The organism is Mycolicibacter hiberniae (assembly GCF_010729485.1).
In the GTDB taxonomy this organism is placed as follows: domain Bacteria; phylum Actinomycetota; class Actinomycetes; order Mycobacteriales; family Mycobacteriaceae; genus Mycobacterium; species Mycobacterium hiberniae.
In genome coordinates, this window is record NZ_AP022609.1 from 62,409 (window position 1) to 76,919 (window position 14,511).

The following is a 14,511-nucleotide window of genomic DNA, read 5'->3' on the forward strand; positions in this document are numbered from 1 at the left end:
GGACGTGAACAGGATCAGCGCCGTGCTGCGGCGCCCCATCGAGAGCCACGGCAACCTGCGGCTCGGGCTAGTCACGGTGGCGGTGATCGCGCTGCTCTGCGGCGGCGTGCTGGGCATGGGAAAGATGGGCGTGGGCCGCCTCACCTACACCGCTGACTTCGCTCAGGCCGCCGGCCTGAGTGCCGGCGACCAGATCACGGTGGCCGGCGTCCGGGTCGGTGCGGTCAAGGGCCTTCGGCTCGAAGACGACCACGTGGCCGTGGCGATGGAGATCGACAAAGGCCTGCACCTGGGAGCGGACACTCGAGCGTCGATCAAGCTCACCACGTTGCTCGGCGCGCGCTATGTGGACCTACGGCCGGCCGGCTCCGGAGGGCTGGCCCAGCGGCGCATCCCGTTGGCCAACACCGAAGTGCCCTACGACCTGCAATCCGCGCTGCAGGATGCGACCACGACGTTCGACGCCGTCGACGCCGAGAAGATCGCCCACTCGATGACCACATTGTCCCGGCAGCTGCAAGGCGGCCCGGAGATCCTGCCCCAGGCACTCGACAACATTGCGCACCTGTCCGCGGTCATCGGGGCCCGGCGCGACGAGATCGGCAGTCTGCTGCGCAGCACGCAGCAGGTGTCCGAACTGTTGGGCAGGCAGCAGAGCAGCCTGGGGGTGCTGATGCTGCAGGGCCGCGATGTGCTCGCCGACCTGGCGGCCCGGCGGGAGGTCATCGTGCGACTCATCAACGCGACCACCAAGCTCATCGCGCAGCTGCAACCGGTGCTCGTTGGGGATCGCCGCCAGACCCGCGAACTGCTGGCCAACCTCGACGGAATGCTGTCCTCGGTCGGCCGCAACGATGAGCTGTTCCGGAATATGTTGCAGATCATGCCCGTTCCGATCAGGAACTTCTCCAACGCGACGGGCAACGGCAACGAGTTCGACTTCAGTTCGACGGGCGGCACGCTCATCGACTCGTTCATGTGCGCGATCAGCGGCCGTGCCAAGCAGTTCAACCTGCCGCACTACTTCGAGGACTGCGGATGAGCGGGCGGCTGATCGCCAAGGCGCTCGGGGTCGTCGCGATGGCCCTGGCCGCGTTCGGCTGTTCCCACGACTCACCGGGGCCGCTGGCCCGCGGCATGACCGTCACGGCCCAGTTCGACAACGCCAGCGGACTCTATGAGGGCAACGCCGTCTCCGTGCTGGGCATGCGCGTGGGCAAGATCGTCAAGATCGAGGCCAGGGGCGACTACGTGCAGGTCACCATGTACATCGACGGCGGAGTCAAGATCCCGGCGGACGCCCAGGCCGTCACGGTCTCGACCTCGATCCTCACCGACCGGCACATCGAGTTCACCCCGGTGTACCGGGGCGGACCGCTGCTGGCCGACAACGACTCGCTCAGCCTCGCCCGCACCCGCACACCGGTGGAGTTCGACCGGGTGCTGGCGATGATCGACAAGCTGTCGCTGCAATTGGCCGGCGACGGTGCAGGTTCGGGGCCGGTCGCCGATCTGCTCAGCATCAGCGCATCGATGACCGGCGGAAACGGCACCAAGATCCGGTCGGCGCTGAGCCAGCTGTCGGAGGCGCTGAAGATGAGCCAGGACCGCGGGGCCCCCACCCGCGAGGCGATCACCACGATCATCACCAACCTCGACCGGCTGACCAAAGCCGCCGCCGACAACGATGCGACCATCCGGGAATTCGGCACCGCGGTGCGGCAGTTGAGCAGCGTCCTGGAAGGCCAGCGCCTGGGCCGTGGATCCACCGGCGCACAGCTCAATCAGATCCTCACGGAGATAACCGACCTGCTGGAAAGCAACCGCGACGTCCTCAAATCCACCACAGCAAACGCCGAGACCGTCACCCGGGCGATAGCCGACTACCGCCGCGAGATGGCTGAGACGCTCGACCTCATCCCGATGCTGGCGGACAACGTCTACAACATGATCGACCCCATCAAGGCAGCCATTCGCGCGCATCCGCTGCTGGACCAGGTCGAGCTGAACACGCAGGCCACCAAAGAGATGTGCAACCTGCTGGGCATGCGTCAGTTGGGCTGCGCCACCGGAACAATCCAGGACTTCGGTCCCGATTTCGGCATCACCAGCATGATCGAGGGACTGGCGGGTCTGGGTTCATGACGTCACGCATCAGCTCTGTGACCGCGGCGGTGGTGCTGGCCGGCGCCCTCAGCTCCTGTTCGGTCGGCCTGGACCGGCTGCCGCTGCCCGCACCGTCCGCGGGAGCCCGGACCTACCCCATCACCGCCACATTCGCCAACGCCCTCAACCTTCCCACCAAGGCCAAGGTTCGGCTCTCCGGAGCAGATGTGGGCGAAGTGGAGTCGATGTCGGCGCGGGACTACACCGCCGTGGTCACCATGCGGATATCCGCGGACACCCAGATCCCGGTCGGCACCACCGCCGAGCTGCGGTCGGCGACGCCGCTGGGTGACATCTTCGTTTCGCTCAAGCCGCCCGCGGACGCCCACCCGGGTGTCGTGCTGATGGCACCGGGCGATGCGATTCCCGCGCACGCGACCGCCACGGCCGCCTCCGTCGAGCAGGTGCTCACCACGGCGTCTCTGCTCAGCAACGGCGGCGCCATCCGCAATGTGATCAATGTCGTCAACGGCATGGGGCATGCGGTCGGCGGCAAGGGCGAGGATCTCAAGCAGTTCCTCGACGAGTCCACCCGGATCGTGCAGAACCTCTCAGACCGATCGACGGCCATCAAAACGGTGCTCGCGCAGAGCGGCGAGCTGTCCACGACGCTGTCGGATCGGCAGCAGAGCATCGACGAGGCCATCGAGGCAAGCGCGCCGGCACTGGGAACCCTGGCCGGCAACACCGATCACGTCGTGGACCTGGCCGCAAACATCAACCGCATCACGTTGCAACTGGCCAAGTTTCCGTCGGTCAGGGGTGAGATATCGCGCAGTATGATCGCCGATCTCAACCGGCTGTCGGCCGGCCTGGACGCGGCGACCAACGCCCCGGACGCCTCCCTGGAGAATTTCAGCAGAGTTTTCGGGCCGATGCTGAAGCTGACGAACTCCACCTCCTCGCACGTCGATATCGACTTGGCCGATATGGCGGTCGGCGCATTCGCCGACCTCCACCACCCCGGTGACCCCGGCAGCCACGGGCCCACCCGGGAGGACTTCCGCAATATGGTCGGCAGCATCAGCTATGCGCTGATCAAGGTCCGTGACAAGTTCTGGGGCGCCCCCACCATGCCGCCCGGGCTGGTACCCCCGCCCGATCTGATCGGCCCGCGGCCCGGCGAACTGACACCGGCACCGCCCCGGCCCAATCTGCTGGCACCGGGCGTCTCGACTCCTCCGGCGGGGTTGCCATGACCGCGATGCTCGGGTGGAGTCTGGATGCGCTGCGCTACCTGCGGGCGCGACGGCTGGGGCTGTCGGCGGCGGCGCTGGCGGTGATGCTGGTGGTCGGGGTGCTCTACCTGCTGTTCGGCACGCTGCGGATCGATCCGGCGCGATCGGACATCAAGGTGCGGGTGCACCTGGCCGAGACCGGTGGGCTGCTGCCCGGCCAGGACGTGACGCTGCGGGGCGTGCCCATCGGCCGCGTGCACTCGATCGACATGTCCGGCGACGGGGTCGTGGCGATCGCCGCTCTGGACCCGGGTGCCGCCGTGCCGGCGGGCAGCGTTGCGCACGTATCGGCACTGTCGCCGGCGGGAGAGCAGTACCTGGACTTCCGGGCCGATACCAACGCCGGACCGTATCTGAGCGACGGGGCCGAAATCGACACCGCCCGGACACGCACACCGGTCGCACTGTCGACACTGCTGGCGGATATGGACGGCACGCTGGCCCAGCTCGATCCGGCGACACTGGCCGCCGTCTTCGACGAGCTCCGGGTCGGTCGGCAGGGGCCGCAGAAGCTGGCGGCCATCCTCGACGGCGGCGCGTTCCTGGCGTCGACGCTGGACTCGGTGTTGCCGCAGACGGTGAGTCTGCTCAACACCAGCAAGGTCGTGCTCTCCACCGTCGGCGATGTCAGTCCGGGGCTGGCGGCGACCTCGGCGAACCTGTCGTCGGTGCTGCGCGGGGTGCAGCAGATGGACGGTGGGTATCGGCGGCTTCTCGACAGCGGACCGGCGGCCATGGCGGGTATCGACGCCCTGATCGCGGACAACTCACCCACCATGGTGCAGCTGCTGGGCAATCTGACGACGGTCTCGCAACTGATGTACGTGCGAGTCCCGGCGTTGCAGGAGCTGTTCTTCCCGCAGTACCGCGACGGATCGGCACTGGACGCGGCCGCCAGTACCTTCCGGGACGGTGGCGTGTGGGGAGCCGTCAGTCTCTACCAACGGTATTCGTGCGACTTCAACCTGCCCAAGGCCCCGCCGACGGTGGCCGACCATCCGGAACCGTACCTGTACACCTATTGCCCCAACCCCGACCCGAAGTATCTGGTTCGGGGCGCACGCAACGCGCCCAGACCGCCGGGGGACGACACCGCGGGACCGCCGCCCGGCGTCAACCCGTTGCAGCGCGCCGACCCGACCCCGCAGGGGCCGTACACCATTGACCTGCCCTATGCCGGACCGACGCTGCCCCTACCCCCGCCGCCGAGTGGGCCATGAGTGCAGTCGAAAGGAGCGCACCCATGTCGGAATCCGGACCACGCCCGCTGTGGCGCCGCACGCTGCCGGTCCTGCTGGCGGCGGTCCTGGCGCTGTTGTCGCCGGCACCGGCCCCGGCCGACCCGGCATCAGGTGGTGTCGGCTACGCCGTGATTGCGGCGAGGCTGACCGGGACCAGTCCCAACGAGCTGGGGACCTGGACGGTGGACTACGAGAGGGTCGCCGGGGGCGACCCGGCGATCACCGATCCGATCAACCAGATCCTCGACGACGAGGCCGCCGGGCAGATCGCCACCTACGTGGCCAGCTCCAGCCACACGACGCCATGGACCTTTCACACTCAGGGGCGGTTGTTGTTCCGGCCGGTCACCGTATCGGCGTTGTTCGACGGTGAGTACAACGCCGTCGAGCTGCCGAACATGCCGTACAAGACGGTGGCGACCCGGGTTTTCGATGCGCGCAGCGGGATTCAGATCGTCTGGGAGAACCTCTTCGTCGACAGACAGGCCGGTCTGCGCAGGCTTTCGGAGCTCACCAAGAAGATCCTGCCGACGGTCTATCCGGCTCCGCTGGGCGGCTGGGCGGAATACGGCCCCGGAATGGCCCCGCTGGAACGCAACTTCAGAGCGTGGATTCCCACCGCGCAGGGGCTAGAACTGCATTTCCCCGAGTACCAGGTCGGCCGCGGCGTACACGTCATCACGATTCCCTGGCCAGCCGTGATCGACCTCATCGCACCGGAATTCGTGCCGATCACCAGTTGAGGACGTCGTCGGGGCCGCCCGGGTTACACCCCGAGTTGAGCATGATCGTGTCGGCCACCACCGGCCGCCACGGCTCCAGGTTCCAGGTGCCGACCTTGCCCGGATTGGTGAACGAGGACAGCTGCCAGAAACAGAAGAACTGCTTCTGCATGGTCAGGGTGTTGGCATCCGGTGCGTTCTGCAGGAGCTCAGCCCAGGCGTCATAGCTTTGGGCGCCATTGGTGAACACCCCGGATGCGGCCCACCCCCACGCGGTGGGGAACACCCGCAGGGTCGCCCGGTCGCCGTTGTCGACCCACTCCACATGGTCGATGTACTGCGGTGAACCCGGCGGGCGCGGGGGCACCGGATCGGCGTTCGCCGAACTGCCGGCGAACAGCACCGCCAGCACCCCGGCGGCGGTGGCGGCCACGCGTTCCCCGCTCATCACATCCTTCTCAGTCCACCAGTCGGATGGCCGCGCGGGGGCACGACGACGCGGCCTCGCGTGCGTCGTCGTGCCGGCCTTCGGGCACCGTGATCTCGTCGACCACGCTGTATCCGTCGTCATCGAGGTCGAAGAGATCGGGTGCCACGGCAAAGCACCGGCCGTGCCCCTCACAGCGGTCGTGGTCGACGATCGCGCGCACCGCCGTGCCTACCCGACCGGCCACTGCAAGGCTTTGTGCTGCAGGTATTCCGACAGCCCGTACTCGCCGAACTCGCGGCCGATGCCACTCTGCTTGTAGCCGCCGAACGGGGAAGCCGGGTTGAGTCCCCCACCGCCGCCGTTGATCACGACCATCCCGGTCCGCAGCCTTCGGGCGACCGCGTCGGCGCGCAACGGATCCGCCGACCACACCCCGCCGGCCAGACCGTAGCGGCTGTCGTTGGCGATCCGCACCGCGTCGTCGTCATCGGTGAACGGAATCACCACCGCGACAGGGCCGAAGATCTCCTCCTGCGCGATGCGCATGCTGTTGTCGACACCCACGAACAGCGTCGGCTCGACGTAATAGCCGCGGTCCAGGTGTGCCGGGCGCTTGCCGCCGAAGGCGATCTGCGCGCCCTCTTCGACACCGCTGGCGATCAGCGACTCCACCCGCTCGCGCTGCACCTCGCGGATCAGCGGTCCCATCATGGTCGCGGGGTCGGACGGATCACCGACGCTGATGAATCCCAGGACACCGACGATCCGGGCCACCAGATCGTCGTGCAGCGACTCGTGCACCAGAATCCTGGTCTGCAGGGCACAGCCCTGACCGGCGTGGGTGATGAAGCCGGCCAGCACGCCCTGCAGCGCCTTGTCCAGGTCGGCATCGGCGAGCAGGATGTTCGCCGACTTACCGCCGAGCTCGAGCACCACCTTCTTGATGCTCTCAGCGCCCTGGGTGTAGACCTTGCGGCCGACGGCGTCGGATCCGGTGAAACTGATGATGTCCACGCCCGGATGGCGGGTCAGGCGCTCACCCGCGGCGATATCGCCGGTGACGACGTTCAGCACGCCCGGCGGCAGCCCGGCAGCCTCGGCGATCTCACCGAGAACCATGGCCTCCAACGGGGTGTAGGGCGAGGACTTGAGCACCGCCGTACAACCCGCGGCCAGCGCCGGACCCACCTTGGCCAGGTTCAGCAGGATAGGAAAGTTGAACGCGGTGATCAGCGCGGCGACACCGTAGGGTTCGCGCACCGCGACCCCGTGCCCGATGCCCTGGCCGTAGATGGGCGGCACCGGCGCCTCGAACGAGAATTGGGGCAGCACGCGGTGCACCAGGTCGTTGAAGTGGTCGATGGGGGTGCCCACCTGGAGCATGTCGGCCAGCATCCGGGTGGAGCCGGCCTCGGCGATGTTCAGTTCGACGAGTTCGGCTCTCCGGCGGGTCAGCTCATCGGCCATCGCTGCCAGGATGCGTCCGCGTTCGGCGGGACGCATTGTGGGCCAAGGGCCTTCGTCGAAAGCGGTGCGCGCCGCTGCGACGGCGGTGTCGATATCCGCGGTGGTCGCCTGCGGCACCTCGGCAATGATCTCCTCATTCGCCGGGTTGACGACCTCGAGGACTTCGCTGCCCGAGCCTTCGACCCACGAGCCGTTGATGAACAGGCCGCGGGCCGGTAGTCGTGTCGTGGTCACGGAATCCTCCTGGTAGATGGGCGATGAGTATGCTGAATTAGATATTCGGGTTCGGGGCGGGCGTGGTGCGCCGCGGACGGCCAAGGAGTGCTGATATGGCTACGGTGAATCCGGGCGCTGGTTCGACAAAGCTGGTGCGGGCGCCCAAGACGGCCGAGATCATCGCCGATCATCTGCGCAGCAGCATTGTCCGGGGTGTCCTGAAGGACGGTGACGCGCTGCCCACCGAGGTGGAACTGGTCAAGCAGTTCGGCGTCTCGCGGCCCACCCTGCGGGAGGCGTTTCGCATTCTGGAGAGCGAATCGCTCATCGTCGTCCGGCGCGGGTCGCGGGGCGGGGTTCTGGTGTCCGCACCGGAAACCTCCGTGGCGGCCCGCAACTTCGGCTTGCTCCTGCAGATGTCGGGAACCACGCTGGCCGACCTCTACGAGGCCCGCAAGGTCTTCGAGCCCGCCGCAGCGCAGATGCTGGCGCAACGTGCCACACCGCACGACGTCGAGGACCTCAAGGCTGCGGCCGCGGCGCTGGCGGCGCTGGTCGCCCGGGGAACCGACGCCGCCGACTTCGGAGAGTGGTCGGCTGCCACCTTCAGGTTCCACGACCTGATCCTGGAACGGGCCGGCAACAACACGATCGCTCTGGTCGGCGCCGTGCTGCGCGAAGTCGTCACCCGCCATATGGCCCGGGTGATGGCGGTGGCCGGGGGCAATCACGACGAGATCGAGAAGCAGTTCAAGCGCACCATCCGGACCTTCAACAAGTTCACCGCGCTGATCGAAGCGGGCAAAGGCGTTGAGGCAAAAGAGCTCTGGAGCGCGCACATGGAACGGGCCGGCCGCAACATGCTGTGGGGCGGACTCGCCAGGGAAACCGTGCTCGACCTCTACGTCTGACATCGCATCAGCCCAGGGCGCCGTCGTCGCGCAGGGAGTTGATCGCATCCCAGTCCAGCCCGAACTCCAGTAGGATCTCCTCGGTGTGCTGTCCGAGTTCGGGCGCGGGACCGACCGGAACGTTGGGGGTCTCGTCGAATTGGTAGGGCGGGGCGACCAGTCGGAAGGGGCGGTCGTCTGCTCCGGTGACCGTGGGCAGGTAGCCGTTGTCGGCCACCTGCGGGCTTTCGCACACCTCGTCGAAGGTGGCCGCGGCCGACCATACTCCGGAGAACCCCGCGAGCAGCTGCTTCCACTCCGCCAGGGTCCGCGAGCCGAAGACCTTGTCGAGTTCGGCGACGCAGGCCGAGCGGTTGGCGAAGCGCTGCGCGGTATTGCCGAATCGCTCGTCGGCGGCCAAGTCGGTGCGCCCGACGATTTCGCACAATTCGGGCCAGAACCGATCGGATTGCAGGCACACCAGATTCAGCCACCGATCATCGGCCGTGCGGTAGCTGTTGACGATCGGATTCGGCGCTTCCCGGCGGTCGGTGCGGGGGATCTCGCTGACGCCGACCGCGCTGGCGGCCAGATCCGGACCCATTGTCCACATGCCGGTGTTCAGCAGTGACACATCGACCACCCCGCCCTGGCCGGTCCGCTCGCGGCGGAACAGGGCCATGGCGATCGCACCGGCGATCGCGCTGGAGCCCTGCAGGTCGAAGAACGCGGCCGGCTGCGCGGCCGGCGCGTCGGCGCCGGGTGCGGTGAGCTTGTGCTGGACGCCGGCCGCCGACCATGCCGCGGCGGCATCGAATCCGCCGGCGTCCGCCTGGGACCCGCGGCTGCCCCATCCGGAACCGCGGGCGTAGATGAGGCGCTCGTGGCCGGCGCGCAGGTCTTCCGCCTCGATGCCGAGCTTGGCGCGCACCTTGGGCAGGTAACTGGTCAAGAACACGTCAGCGGTGGCGGTCAACTGGCGAAGTGTCGCGATGCCACTGGGGCGGGACAGGTCCAGGGTGATGCTGCGCTTGCCGCGGTTGGGCACCTGCAGGAAGGGATTGGGCAGCGACGTGTCGCCGTTGAGCGAATTCAGCAGGCCCCGTTGGGGGTCACCGGTCGGCGGCTCGACCTTGATCACGTCGGCACCGAGGTCGGCCAGAATGGCGCCGGCGCCCGGGACGAATGTCCACGCGGCCACCTCGATGACGCGTACGCCCTCGAACGGTCGGATCACTTGGTTTCTCCTGGTCTAGGTTTCGCGTCAGTGCGTGGCGTGCAGGGCTTCGAGCATGCGAGCGAAATGTTGTGGATGCCAGATGTCTTGGTCTTCACCCCAGCCGATCTCACCGTCGAGGTCCCACCGCATGAGCGCGGTGCTGCCGCCGCCGCGCTCGCAGATGTGGCTGACCGTGAACCCCTCGGCGTCCATCACCCGGCCGGTGACGTCCACCAGATGCACGTGCATGTGCGAACTCCAGCCGGTGACCGGGTCGCGGTAGTTCTTCATCCGGCTGGCCGATTTGTCCAACCGCTCGAAACGGCCGTCCCGCAACAGCCAGCCGTGGTTCAGCGGAGACCAACCCTCGGCGTCGCCCTCGGCGACCCGTGCGAAGGCCAGAAAGCCGGTGCGCGGTCCGCAATGGCCGAAGATGTACTGGATCCGGCCGCGGCCGCGTTCTCGCTCGATCTCCCGCCAGCGTGCACCGCCGGGGTGCAGGACCCGGTCGCCCTGGGCCGCCGGGGCGGTTCGCGGGGGCCGGGGACCGCCCCGCGGGGCCCAGGTCCGGTCCCGGATCGAGTAGCAGTCGATCGGAATCCGCTCCCCGTTCAGCACCAGCTCGCCGGTGACGTGGCCGAGCTGATCGAAGTGGGTGTGCGTCATGAACGGCGGTTCGCCGGGGGTGAATCGGCGCGGGTCGTGGGTGCCCTCGAAGGTGAGCCGCACCGCGAAGTCGGACTCCGGGTCCTGGTACTCGATGCGGTATTCGCGCATGGGGCGCACCATCTGCACACTGAACCCGCCGCCGGGCAGCACGATGTCGCGCAGATCCAGGCTGGTGTCGGCGAGGGGGACATCGCTGCGCATCCGGAAATACCGCAGATGCTCCGGGGTCGCACCGGCTGGATCCCACACGTAGACCCGCCATGTCGCGGTGCCGCGGCTGGTGTGGAACTCCGCGTGCAGCCACCCGCCGATCTTGCGTTCGGGGATGTTGAACGACCACCAGGTGGTCTCGGTCCAGAACGGGTCGGCCGGGCACGGGTGGAAGTCGTCGTCGGCCGGGGTGAACGGGCAATCCGCGCTAACGGCTTGCGGTGTGGCTCCCAACGTGTCCGCTGACGGCCTGGTCGACATAGCCGTGATCCTAACTGAAAAGGATACTGATTTAGTAGTTAATTGCTGCGATCAGCCAGCCGGACGACCCGCGCCGGACGCCTGCCTACGGTGCCCCGCCGGTGGCGTCGAACAGCGACTCCTGGGTCAGGCTGGCCACCAGAGCGCCGCGTTGGTCGTAGATCTGACCGGCGTAGACGCCGCGGCCGCCCGAGGCGGCCAGCGGATGCAGATCGAGCAGGAGCCAGTCGTTGGGATCGCCGCGCCGGTGCAGCCACACCGCATGATCGATGCTCGGCAGCAGCCCCACCCGTTCGATCTCCGGTGCCCGGGACAGCCCGGTGCACAGATCCGAGACGAACACCACCCCGCAGGCCCGGGCATTCGGATCGTCGTCCAGCGGCTCGCGGATGCGGACCCAGAACTGCGCCGGCCACCGGTACCAGGGTTGGCCGCCGTCGGGCACCCGCGCTTCCAGGTCGAAGGTGCGCGAGGCATTGAGTTCGTAGGTGACCAGCTCGGCCGGAGGCGGCACGGCGGGGATCTCGACGGCCTGGTACTCGGTGGCGTCATCTTTGGGACGCGAGAAGGAGCATCCCATCGAGAAGATCGCGGTGGTGCCCTGATACGCGGTGACGCGCCGGCCCGAGTAGCGCCCGCCATCGCGATCGCGGTCCACGCGCAGCTCCACCGGCCTGCCGGCATCGCCGGCCGCCAAGAAGTACCCGTGCAGCGAGTGCGCCACCCGGTCGCCGGGCACCGTGAGGCTGGCGGCGCGCAGCGCCTGGGCGGCGATCTGGCCGCCGTAGATGGCGCGCCGACCGGTCACCGCCACCGGGTCGGCAAGGAAGCGGTCGTGCGGAAGCCGCCGCAGCGTCAACAGCTCGGCCACCGCTGTGGGAGTGACCTGCTCCCCGTCGAACACCTCACGCGAGGTGAGGTTCACAGCAACTCGATGATCGTCGCATTCGCCATCCCGCCGCCCTCGCACATCGTCTGCAGGCCGAAACGTATTCCTTCGCGCCGCATGCGATGCACCATCGTGGTCATCAGGCGTGCGCCGGAGGCGCCCAGCGGGTGGCCCAGCGCAATCGCCCCGCCGCTCGGGTTGGTCGCCGGCTCGACGGCCCCGGTCTCCTTCAGCCAGGCCAGCACCACGGGGGCGAACGCCTCGTTGACCTCGAACGTGCCGATATCCGATATGGCCAGGCCGGCCCGGTCGAGGGCCTTGGCGGTGGCGGGTATCGGCGCGGTCAGCATCATCACCGGGTCGGAACCGGCGAGCACTGCGGTATGGATGCGGGCCCACGACGCGAGCCCCAGTGCGCGGGCCCGCTCGGAGGTGGTGATGAGCAGTGCCGCGGACCCGTCGCTGATCTGCGACGAGCTGCCCGCGGTGATCACGCCGTCGGCGGCGAAGGCGGGCTTCAACCCGGCGAGTTTCTCGGCCGTGGTGTCCGGCCGGACCCCGCCGTCGGTGTCCACAGTCGTTCCGTCGGGCAGGGCCACCGGAACGATCTCCTCGGCGAACTCGCCGGCTTGGATGGCCCGCGCCGCGCGGTGGTGCGAACCGGCGCTGAACTCGTCGATCTGCGAACGCGACAGCGACCAGCGCTCAGCGATCATTTCGGCGCCGAGGCCCTGGTGGAAGTGCTTGACGCCGTAGCGTTCCCGCTCGGATTCGGTCATCGGATCGCCCACGTCGACGCCGCGCGAGGCGCCCATAGGCACCCGGCTCATCATCTCCACCCCGCCGGCCACGGCGACGTCGTACTGGCCGGAGATGACCCCCGCCGCCGCGAAGTGCAGCGCCTGCTGGCTGGATCCGCACTGCCGGTCCACCGTGGTGCCGGGCACGTCCTCGGGCCAGCCGGCACTGAGCACCGCGTGCCGGGCGATGTTGCCGGTCTGCTCGCCGACCTGGCTCACACAGCCCCAGATGACGTCGTCGACGACCGCGGGATCGATTCCGGTGCGATCGGCCAGGGCCCGCAGCACCTGCGCGGACACTTCGCCGGCGGCGATGCCCGACAGCGCGCCGTTGCGGCGCCCGACCGGCGTGCGCACCGCGCCGACGATCACCGCGTCGCGGCCGGGTGTCTGGTGTGTGGTCACGGGGACTCCTCTGCCCTGGGGGATGCTGTCTGGGTCGATGGGTGCGGGGAGTCAGCCGGCCTTTTCCAGAATGTGGATGCCGCAGGTGGAACCCAGGCCGATGACATGCGCCAAACCGACACGGGCGCCGTCGATCTGGCGCGGTCCGGCCTCGCCGCGCAGGTGCTGGCAGATCTCCCACACGTTGGCGATGCCGGTGGCCGCAATCGGGTGGCCCTTGGATTGCAGGCCGCCGGAGACGTTGACGGGAAGCTTGCCGTCGCGCCAGGGTGCGCCGCTTTCGAAGAAGTCGACCGCGCCGCCGGGCGGGCACAGGCCCAGGTTGTCGTAGTGCACCAGTTCGGCGGTGGCGAAGCAGTCGTGCAGCTCCACGAGGTCCAGATCGGCGGGTCCGATCCCGGCCTGCTCGTAGGCCTGGGTTGCGGCGTTACGGGTGACGGTGTTGACGTTGGGAAGTACCTGGCATGCCGGTTCCCAGGGATCGGTGGTCAGCACCGAGGCGCTGACCTTGACTGCCCGCCGGCGCTGCTCGGCCGAAAGTGATTGGAGCCGTTCGTCGCTGACCACTACGGCCGCGGCCGCGCCGTCGCAGTTGGCCGAACACATCGGGCGGGTGTTCGGATAGGCGATCATGACATCGTTCATGATCTCCTGCGCGGACATGGCTTTGGTGTGGGCCGCCAGCGGGTTCAGCGTGGAATGGGAGTGGTTCTTCTCGCTGATCCGGGCGAACAGTTCCAGCGGTGTTCCGGCGTAGTCGTGGCGATGCAGGTACTGCATGCCGATCTGGGCGAACACCCCGGGCATCAGGTCGGTCCCGACGCGGCCCTCCAGTCCGGTGACCGCATCCAGCCGGCCCTGTGGCTGCCAGGTCTTGGGTCCGGTGCCGGCCTTGCCGGAGGCGCCGAGCATCCCGGCGCCGGCGAGCTTCTCGGCGCCCACCGCCAGCCCGAGGTGGGCTTCACCGGCCTTGATCGCCAGCATGGCGGTGCGCAGCGCTGTGGCACCGGTGGCGCAGGCGTTGGCCACGTTGAACACCGGGATGCCGGTCTGGCCGAGCTGCTTCTGGACGGCCTGCCCGTAGCCGGGTGGGCCGAACAGGTTGCCGGCGGCCAGCACGTCGATGTCGGCGACGGTGACCCCGGCGTCGGCCAGGGCAGCGCGGGCGGCTTCGACGCCGAGCCCCACCCCGTCGCGATCCGGCCGCTTGCCGAACTTGGTCATCGAGATGCCCAGAATCCAGAGGTCACCGTTCACCGCAGGTCCTCGCTTTCGTTCGCCGGCTCGAATCCGAACCCGATCGCGGTACGGCCCTCGTCGTCGGTACCGATCGGAAAGGTGGTCAGGCGCAGGGGCATGCCCAGGCGGACCGCATCCACCGTGGGATCGACGTTGACGACGTTGGCCCGCACCGAGATGCCGGCGCAGTCCACCACGCCGGCCACGTAGGGCACGGGCACGCCGGGGGCGGCCACTTCGACCACGGTGAAGGTCTCCAGGGTTCCGGTGGGCGAAACCGGCTCGGTGGTGAAGTCAGCGCCGAAACACGACGCGCAGGCGTCGCGCCGGTCGAAGTAGTACGCGCCGCAGGTGACGCATACCGTCGCGACCAGCTTCGGGGGGTCCTCCAGGCTCAGATACCCGACTATCGGGATGGGTTTCCCAGCAGCGGTCTCGCTCATGGCGTC

At 68.4% G+C, this 14,511-nt stretch carries 15 protein-coding genes; 6 read left to right on the forward strand and 9 right to left on the reverse strand.

Annotation, left to right across the window (positions count from 1 at the left end; all coding sequences use genetic code 11):
- Positions 1-4 precede the first annotated feature (4 nt).
- From G6N14_RS00320 to G6N14_RS00340, 5 genes are read left to right on the forward strand one after another with little or no spacing between them, the layout of a single operon-like run.
- On the forward strand, positions 5-1,042 hold the full coding sequence (locus tag G6N14_RS00320; RefSeq protein ID WP_234808983.1) for an MCE family protein: 1,038 nt from the start codon (positions 5-7) through the stop codon (positions 1,040-1,042).
- Positions 1,039-2,145 carry an MCE family protein gene (locus G6N14_RS00325; protein ID WP_085136647.1) on the forward strand — a complete coding sequence of 369 codons (1,107 nt, stop codon included), beginning with the start codon at positions 1,039-1,041 and terminating at the stop codon, positions 2,143-2,145. The genes G6N14_RS00320 and G6N14_RS00325 overlap by 4 nt, the downstream gene beginning before the upstream one ends.
- Entirely contained in the window at positions 2,142-3,365 is a 1,224-nt protein-coding gene (locus G6N14_RS00330) for an MlaD family protein (protein ID WP_085136648.1), read from the forward strand. Before G6N14_RS00325 ends, G6N14_RS00330 begins: the two co-directional genes overlap by 4 nt.
- Positions 3,362-4,624 carry an MlaD family protein gene (locus G6N14_RS00335; RefSeq protein WP_234808984.1) on the forward strand — a complete coding sequence of 421 codons (1,263 nt, stop codon included), beginning with the start codon at positions 3,362-3,364 and terminating at the stop codon, positions 4,622-4,624. The genes G6N14_RS00330 and G6N14_RS00335 overlap by 4 nt, the downstream gene beginning before the upstream one ends.
- Before the next feature lie 23 nt (positions 4,625-4,647).
- The gene (locus G6N14_RS00340) at positions 4,648-5,388 is read left to right on the forward strand and encodes an RsiV family protein (RefSeq protein WP_234808985.1); all 741 of its coding nucleotides are present in this window, start codon (positions 4,648-4,650) and stop codon (positions 5,386-5,388) included.
- Here G6N14_RS00340 and G6N14_RS00345 read toward each other — a convergent pair.
- From G6N14_RS00345 to G6N14_RS00355, 3 genes are read right to left on the reverse strand one after another with little or no spacing between them, the layout of a single operon-like run.
- Positions 5,378-5,815, reverse strand: a complete 438-nt coding sequence (locus tag G6N14_RS00345) for a DUF2599 domain-containing protein (protein WP_085136649.1) — start codon at positions 5,813-5,815, stop codon at positions 5,378-5,380. The genes G6N14_RS00340 and G6N14_RS00345 overlap by 11 nt on opposite strands.
- Before the next feature lie 10 nt (positions 5,816-5,825).
- Positions 5,826-6,041, reverse strand: a complete 216-nt coding sequence (locus G6N14_RS00350) for a ferredoxin (RefSeq protein ID WP_234808986.1) — start codon at positions 6,039-6,041, stop codon at positions 5,826-5,828.
- Complete coding sequence (locus G6N14_RS00355) at positions 6,026-7,498, reverse strand: aldehyde dehydrogenase family protein (RefSeq protein ID WP_085136650.1); 1,473 nt, start codon at positions 7,496-7,498, stop codon at positions 6,026-6,028. Before G6N14_RS00355 ends, G6N14_RS00350 begins: the two co-directional genes overlap by 16 nt.
- A gap of 95 nt (positions 7,499-7,593) precedes the next feature.
- On the opposite strand from G6N14_RS00355, the gene G6N14_RS00360 reads away from it, so the two are divergent.
- Positions 7,594-8,391 carry a FadR/GntR family transcriptional regulator gene (locus G6N14_RS00360; RefSeq protein WP_085136651.1) on the forward strand — a complete coding sequence of 266 codons (798 nt, stop codon included), beginning with the start codon at positions 7,594-7,596 and terminating at the stop codon, positions 8,389-8,391.
- Positions 8,392-8,398: 7 nt separating this feature from the next.
- Here the strand turns inward: G6N14_RS00360 and G6N14_RS00365 are convergent, their stop codons facing one another.
- From G6N14_RS00365 to G6N14_RS00390, 6 genes are all read right to left on the reverse strand, one after another.
- Entirely contained in the window at positions 8,399-9,607 is a 1,209-nt protein-coding gene (locus tag G6N14_RS00365; RefSeq protein WP_085136652.1) for a CaiB/BaiF CoA transferase family protein, read from the reverse strand.
- 27 nt (positions 9,608-9,634) lie between these two features.
- Positions 9,635-10,729: a DUF7064 domain-containing protein gene (locus G6N14_RS00370; protein ID WP_085136653.1), complete on the reverse strand. Its 1,095-nt coding sequence runs from the start codon at positions 10,727-10,729 to the stop codon at positions 9,635-9,637.
- 85 nt (positions 10,730-10,814) lie between these two features.
- Positions 10,815-11,654, reverse strand: a complete 840-nt coding sequence (locus G6N14_RS00375) for an acyl-CoA thioesterase (RefSeq protein ID WP_085136654.1) — start codon at positions 11,652-11,654, stop codon at positions 10,815-10,817.
- Positions 11,651-12,823, reverse strand: coding sequence for a thiolase family protein (locus G6N14_RS00380; protein ID WP_085136655.1), 1,173 nt, complete (start codon positions 12,821-12,823; stop codon positions 11,651-11,653). Before G6N14_RS00380 ends, G6N14_RS00375 begins: the two co-directional genes overlap by 4 nt.
- Before the next feature lie 51 nt (positions 12,824-12,874).
- Positions 12,875-14,080 carry a thiolase family protein gene (locus G6N14_RS00385; RefSeq protein ID WP_109559881.1) on the reverse strand — a complete coding sequence of 402 codons (1,206 nt, stop codon included), beginning with the start codon at positions 14,078-14,080 and terminating at the stop codon, positions 12,875-12,877.
- A complete protein-coding gene (locus G6N14_RS00390; RefSeq protein WP_085136656.1) occupies positions 14,077-14,505 on the reverse strand; it encodes a Zn-ribbon domain-containing OB-fold protein in 429 nt (142 codons plus the stop codon). The genes G6N14_RS00385 and G6N14_RS00390 overlap by 4 nt, the downstream gene beginning before the upstream one ends.
- Positions 14,506-14,511: the final 6 nt, after the last annotated feature.

Excerpts from the sequence above, each read along its gene's own strand:
- G6N14_RS00390 (WP_085136656.1), bottom strand. The coding sequence starts at position 14,505 with ATGAGCGAGACCGCTGCTGGGAAACCCATCCCGATAGTCGGGTATCTG.
- G6N14_RS00360 (WP_085136651.1), top strand. The coding sequence starts at position 7,594 with ATGGCTACGGTGAATCCGGGCGCTGGTTCGACAAAGCTGGTGCGGGCG.
- G6N14_RS00325 (WP_085136647.1), top strand. The coding sequence starts at position 1,039 with ATGAGCGGGCGGCTGATCGCCAAGGCGCTCGGGGTCGTCGCGATGGCC.
- G6N14_RS00370 (WP_085136653.1), bottom strand. The coding sequence starts at position 10,729 with ATGTCGACCAGGCCGTCAGCGGACACGTTGGGAGCCACACCGCAAGCC.
- G6N14_RS00340 (WP_234808985.1), top strand. The coding sequence starts at position 4,648 with ATGTCGGAATCCGGACCACGCCCGCTGTGGCGCCGCACGCTGCCGGTC.
- G6N14_RS00330 (WP_085136648.1), top strand. The coding sequence starts at position 2,142 with ATGACGTCACGCATCAGCTCTGTGACCGCGGCGGTGGTGCTGGCCGGC.
- G6N14_RS00345 (WP_085136649.1), bottom strand. The coding sequence starts at position 5,815 with ATGAGCGGGGAACGCGTGGCCGCCACCGCCGCCGGGGTGCTGGCGGTG.
- G6N14_RS00335 (WP_234808984.1), top strand. The coding sequence starts at position 3,362 with ATGACCGCGATGCTCGGGTGGAGTCTGGATGCGCTGCGCTACCTGCGG.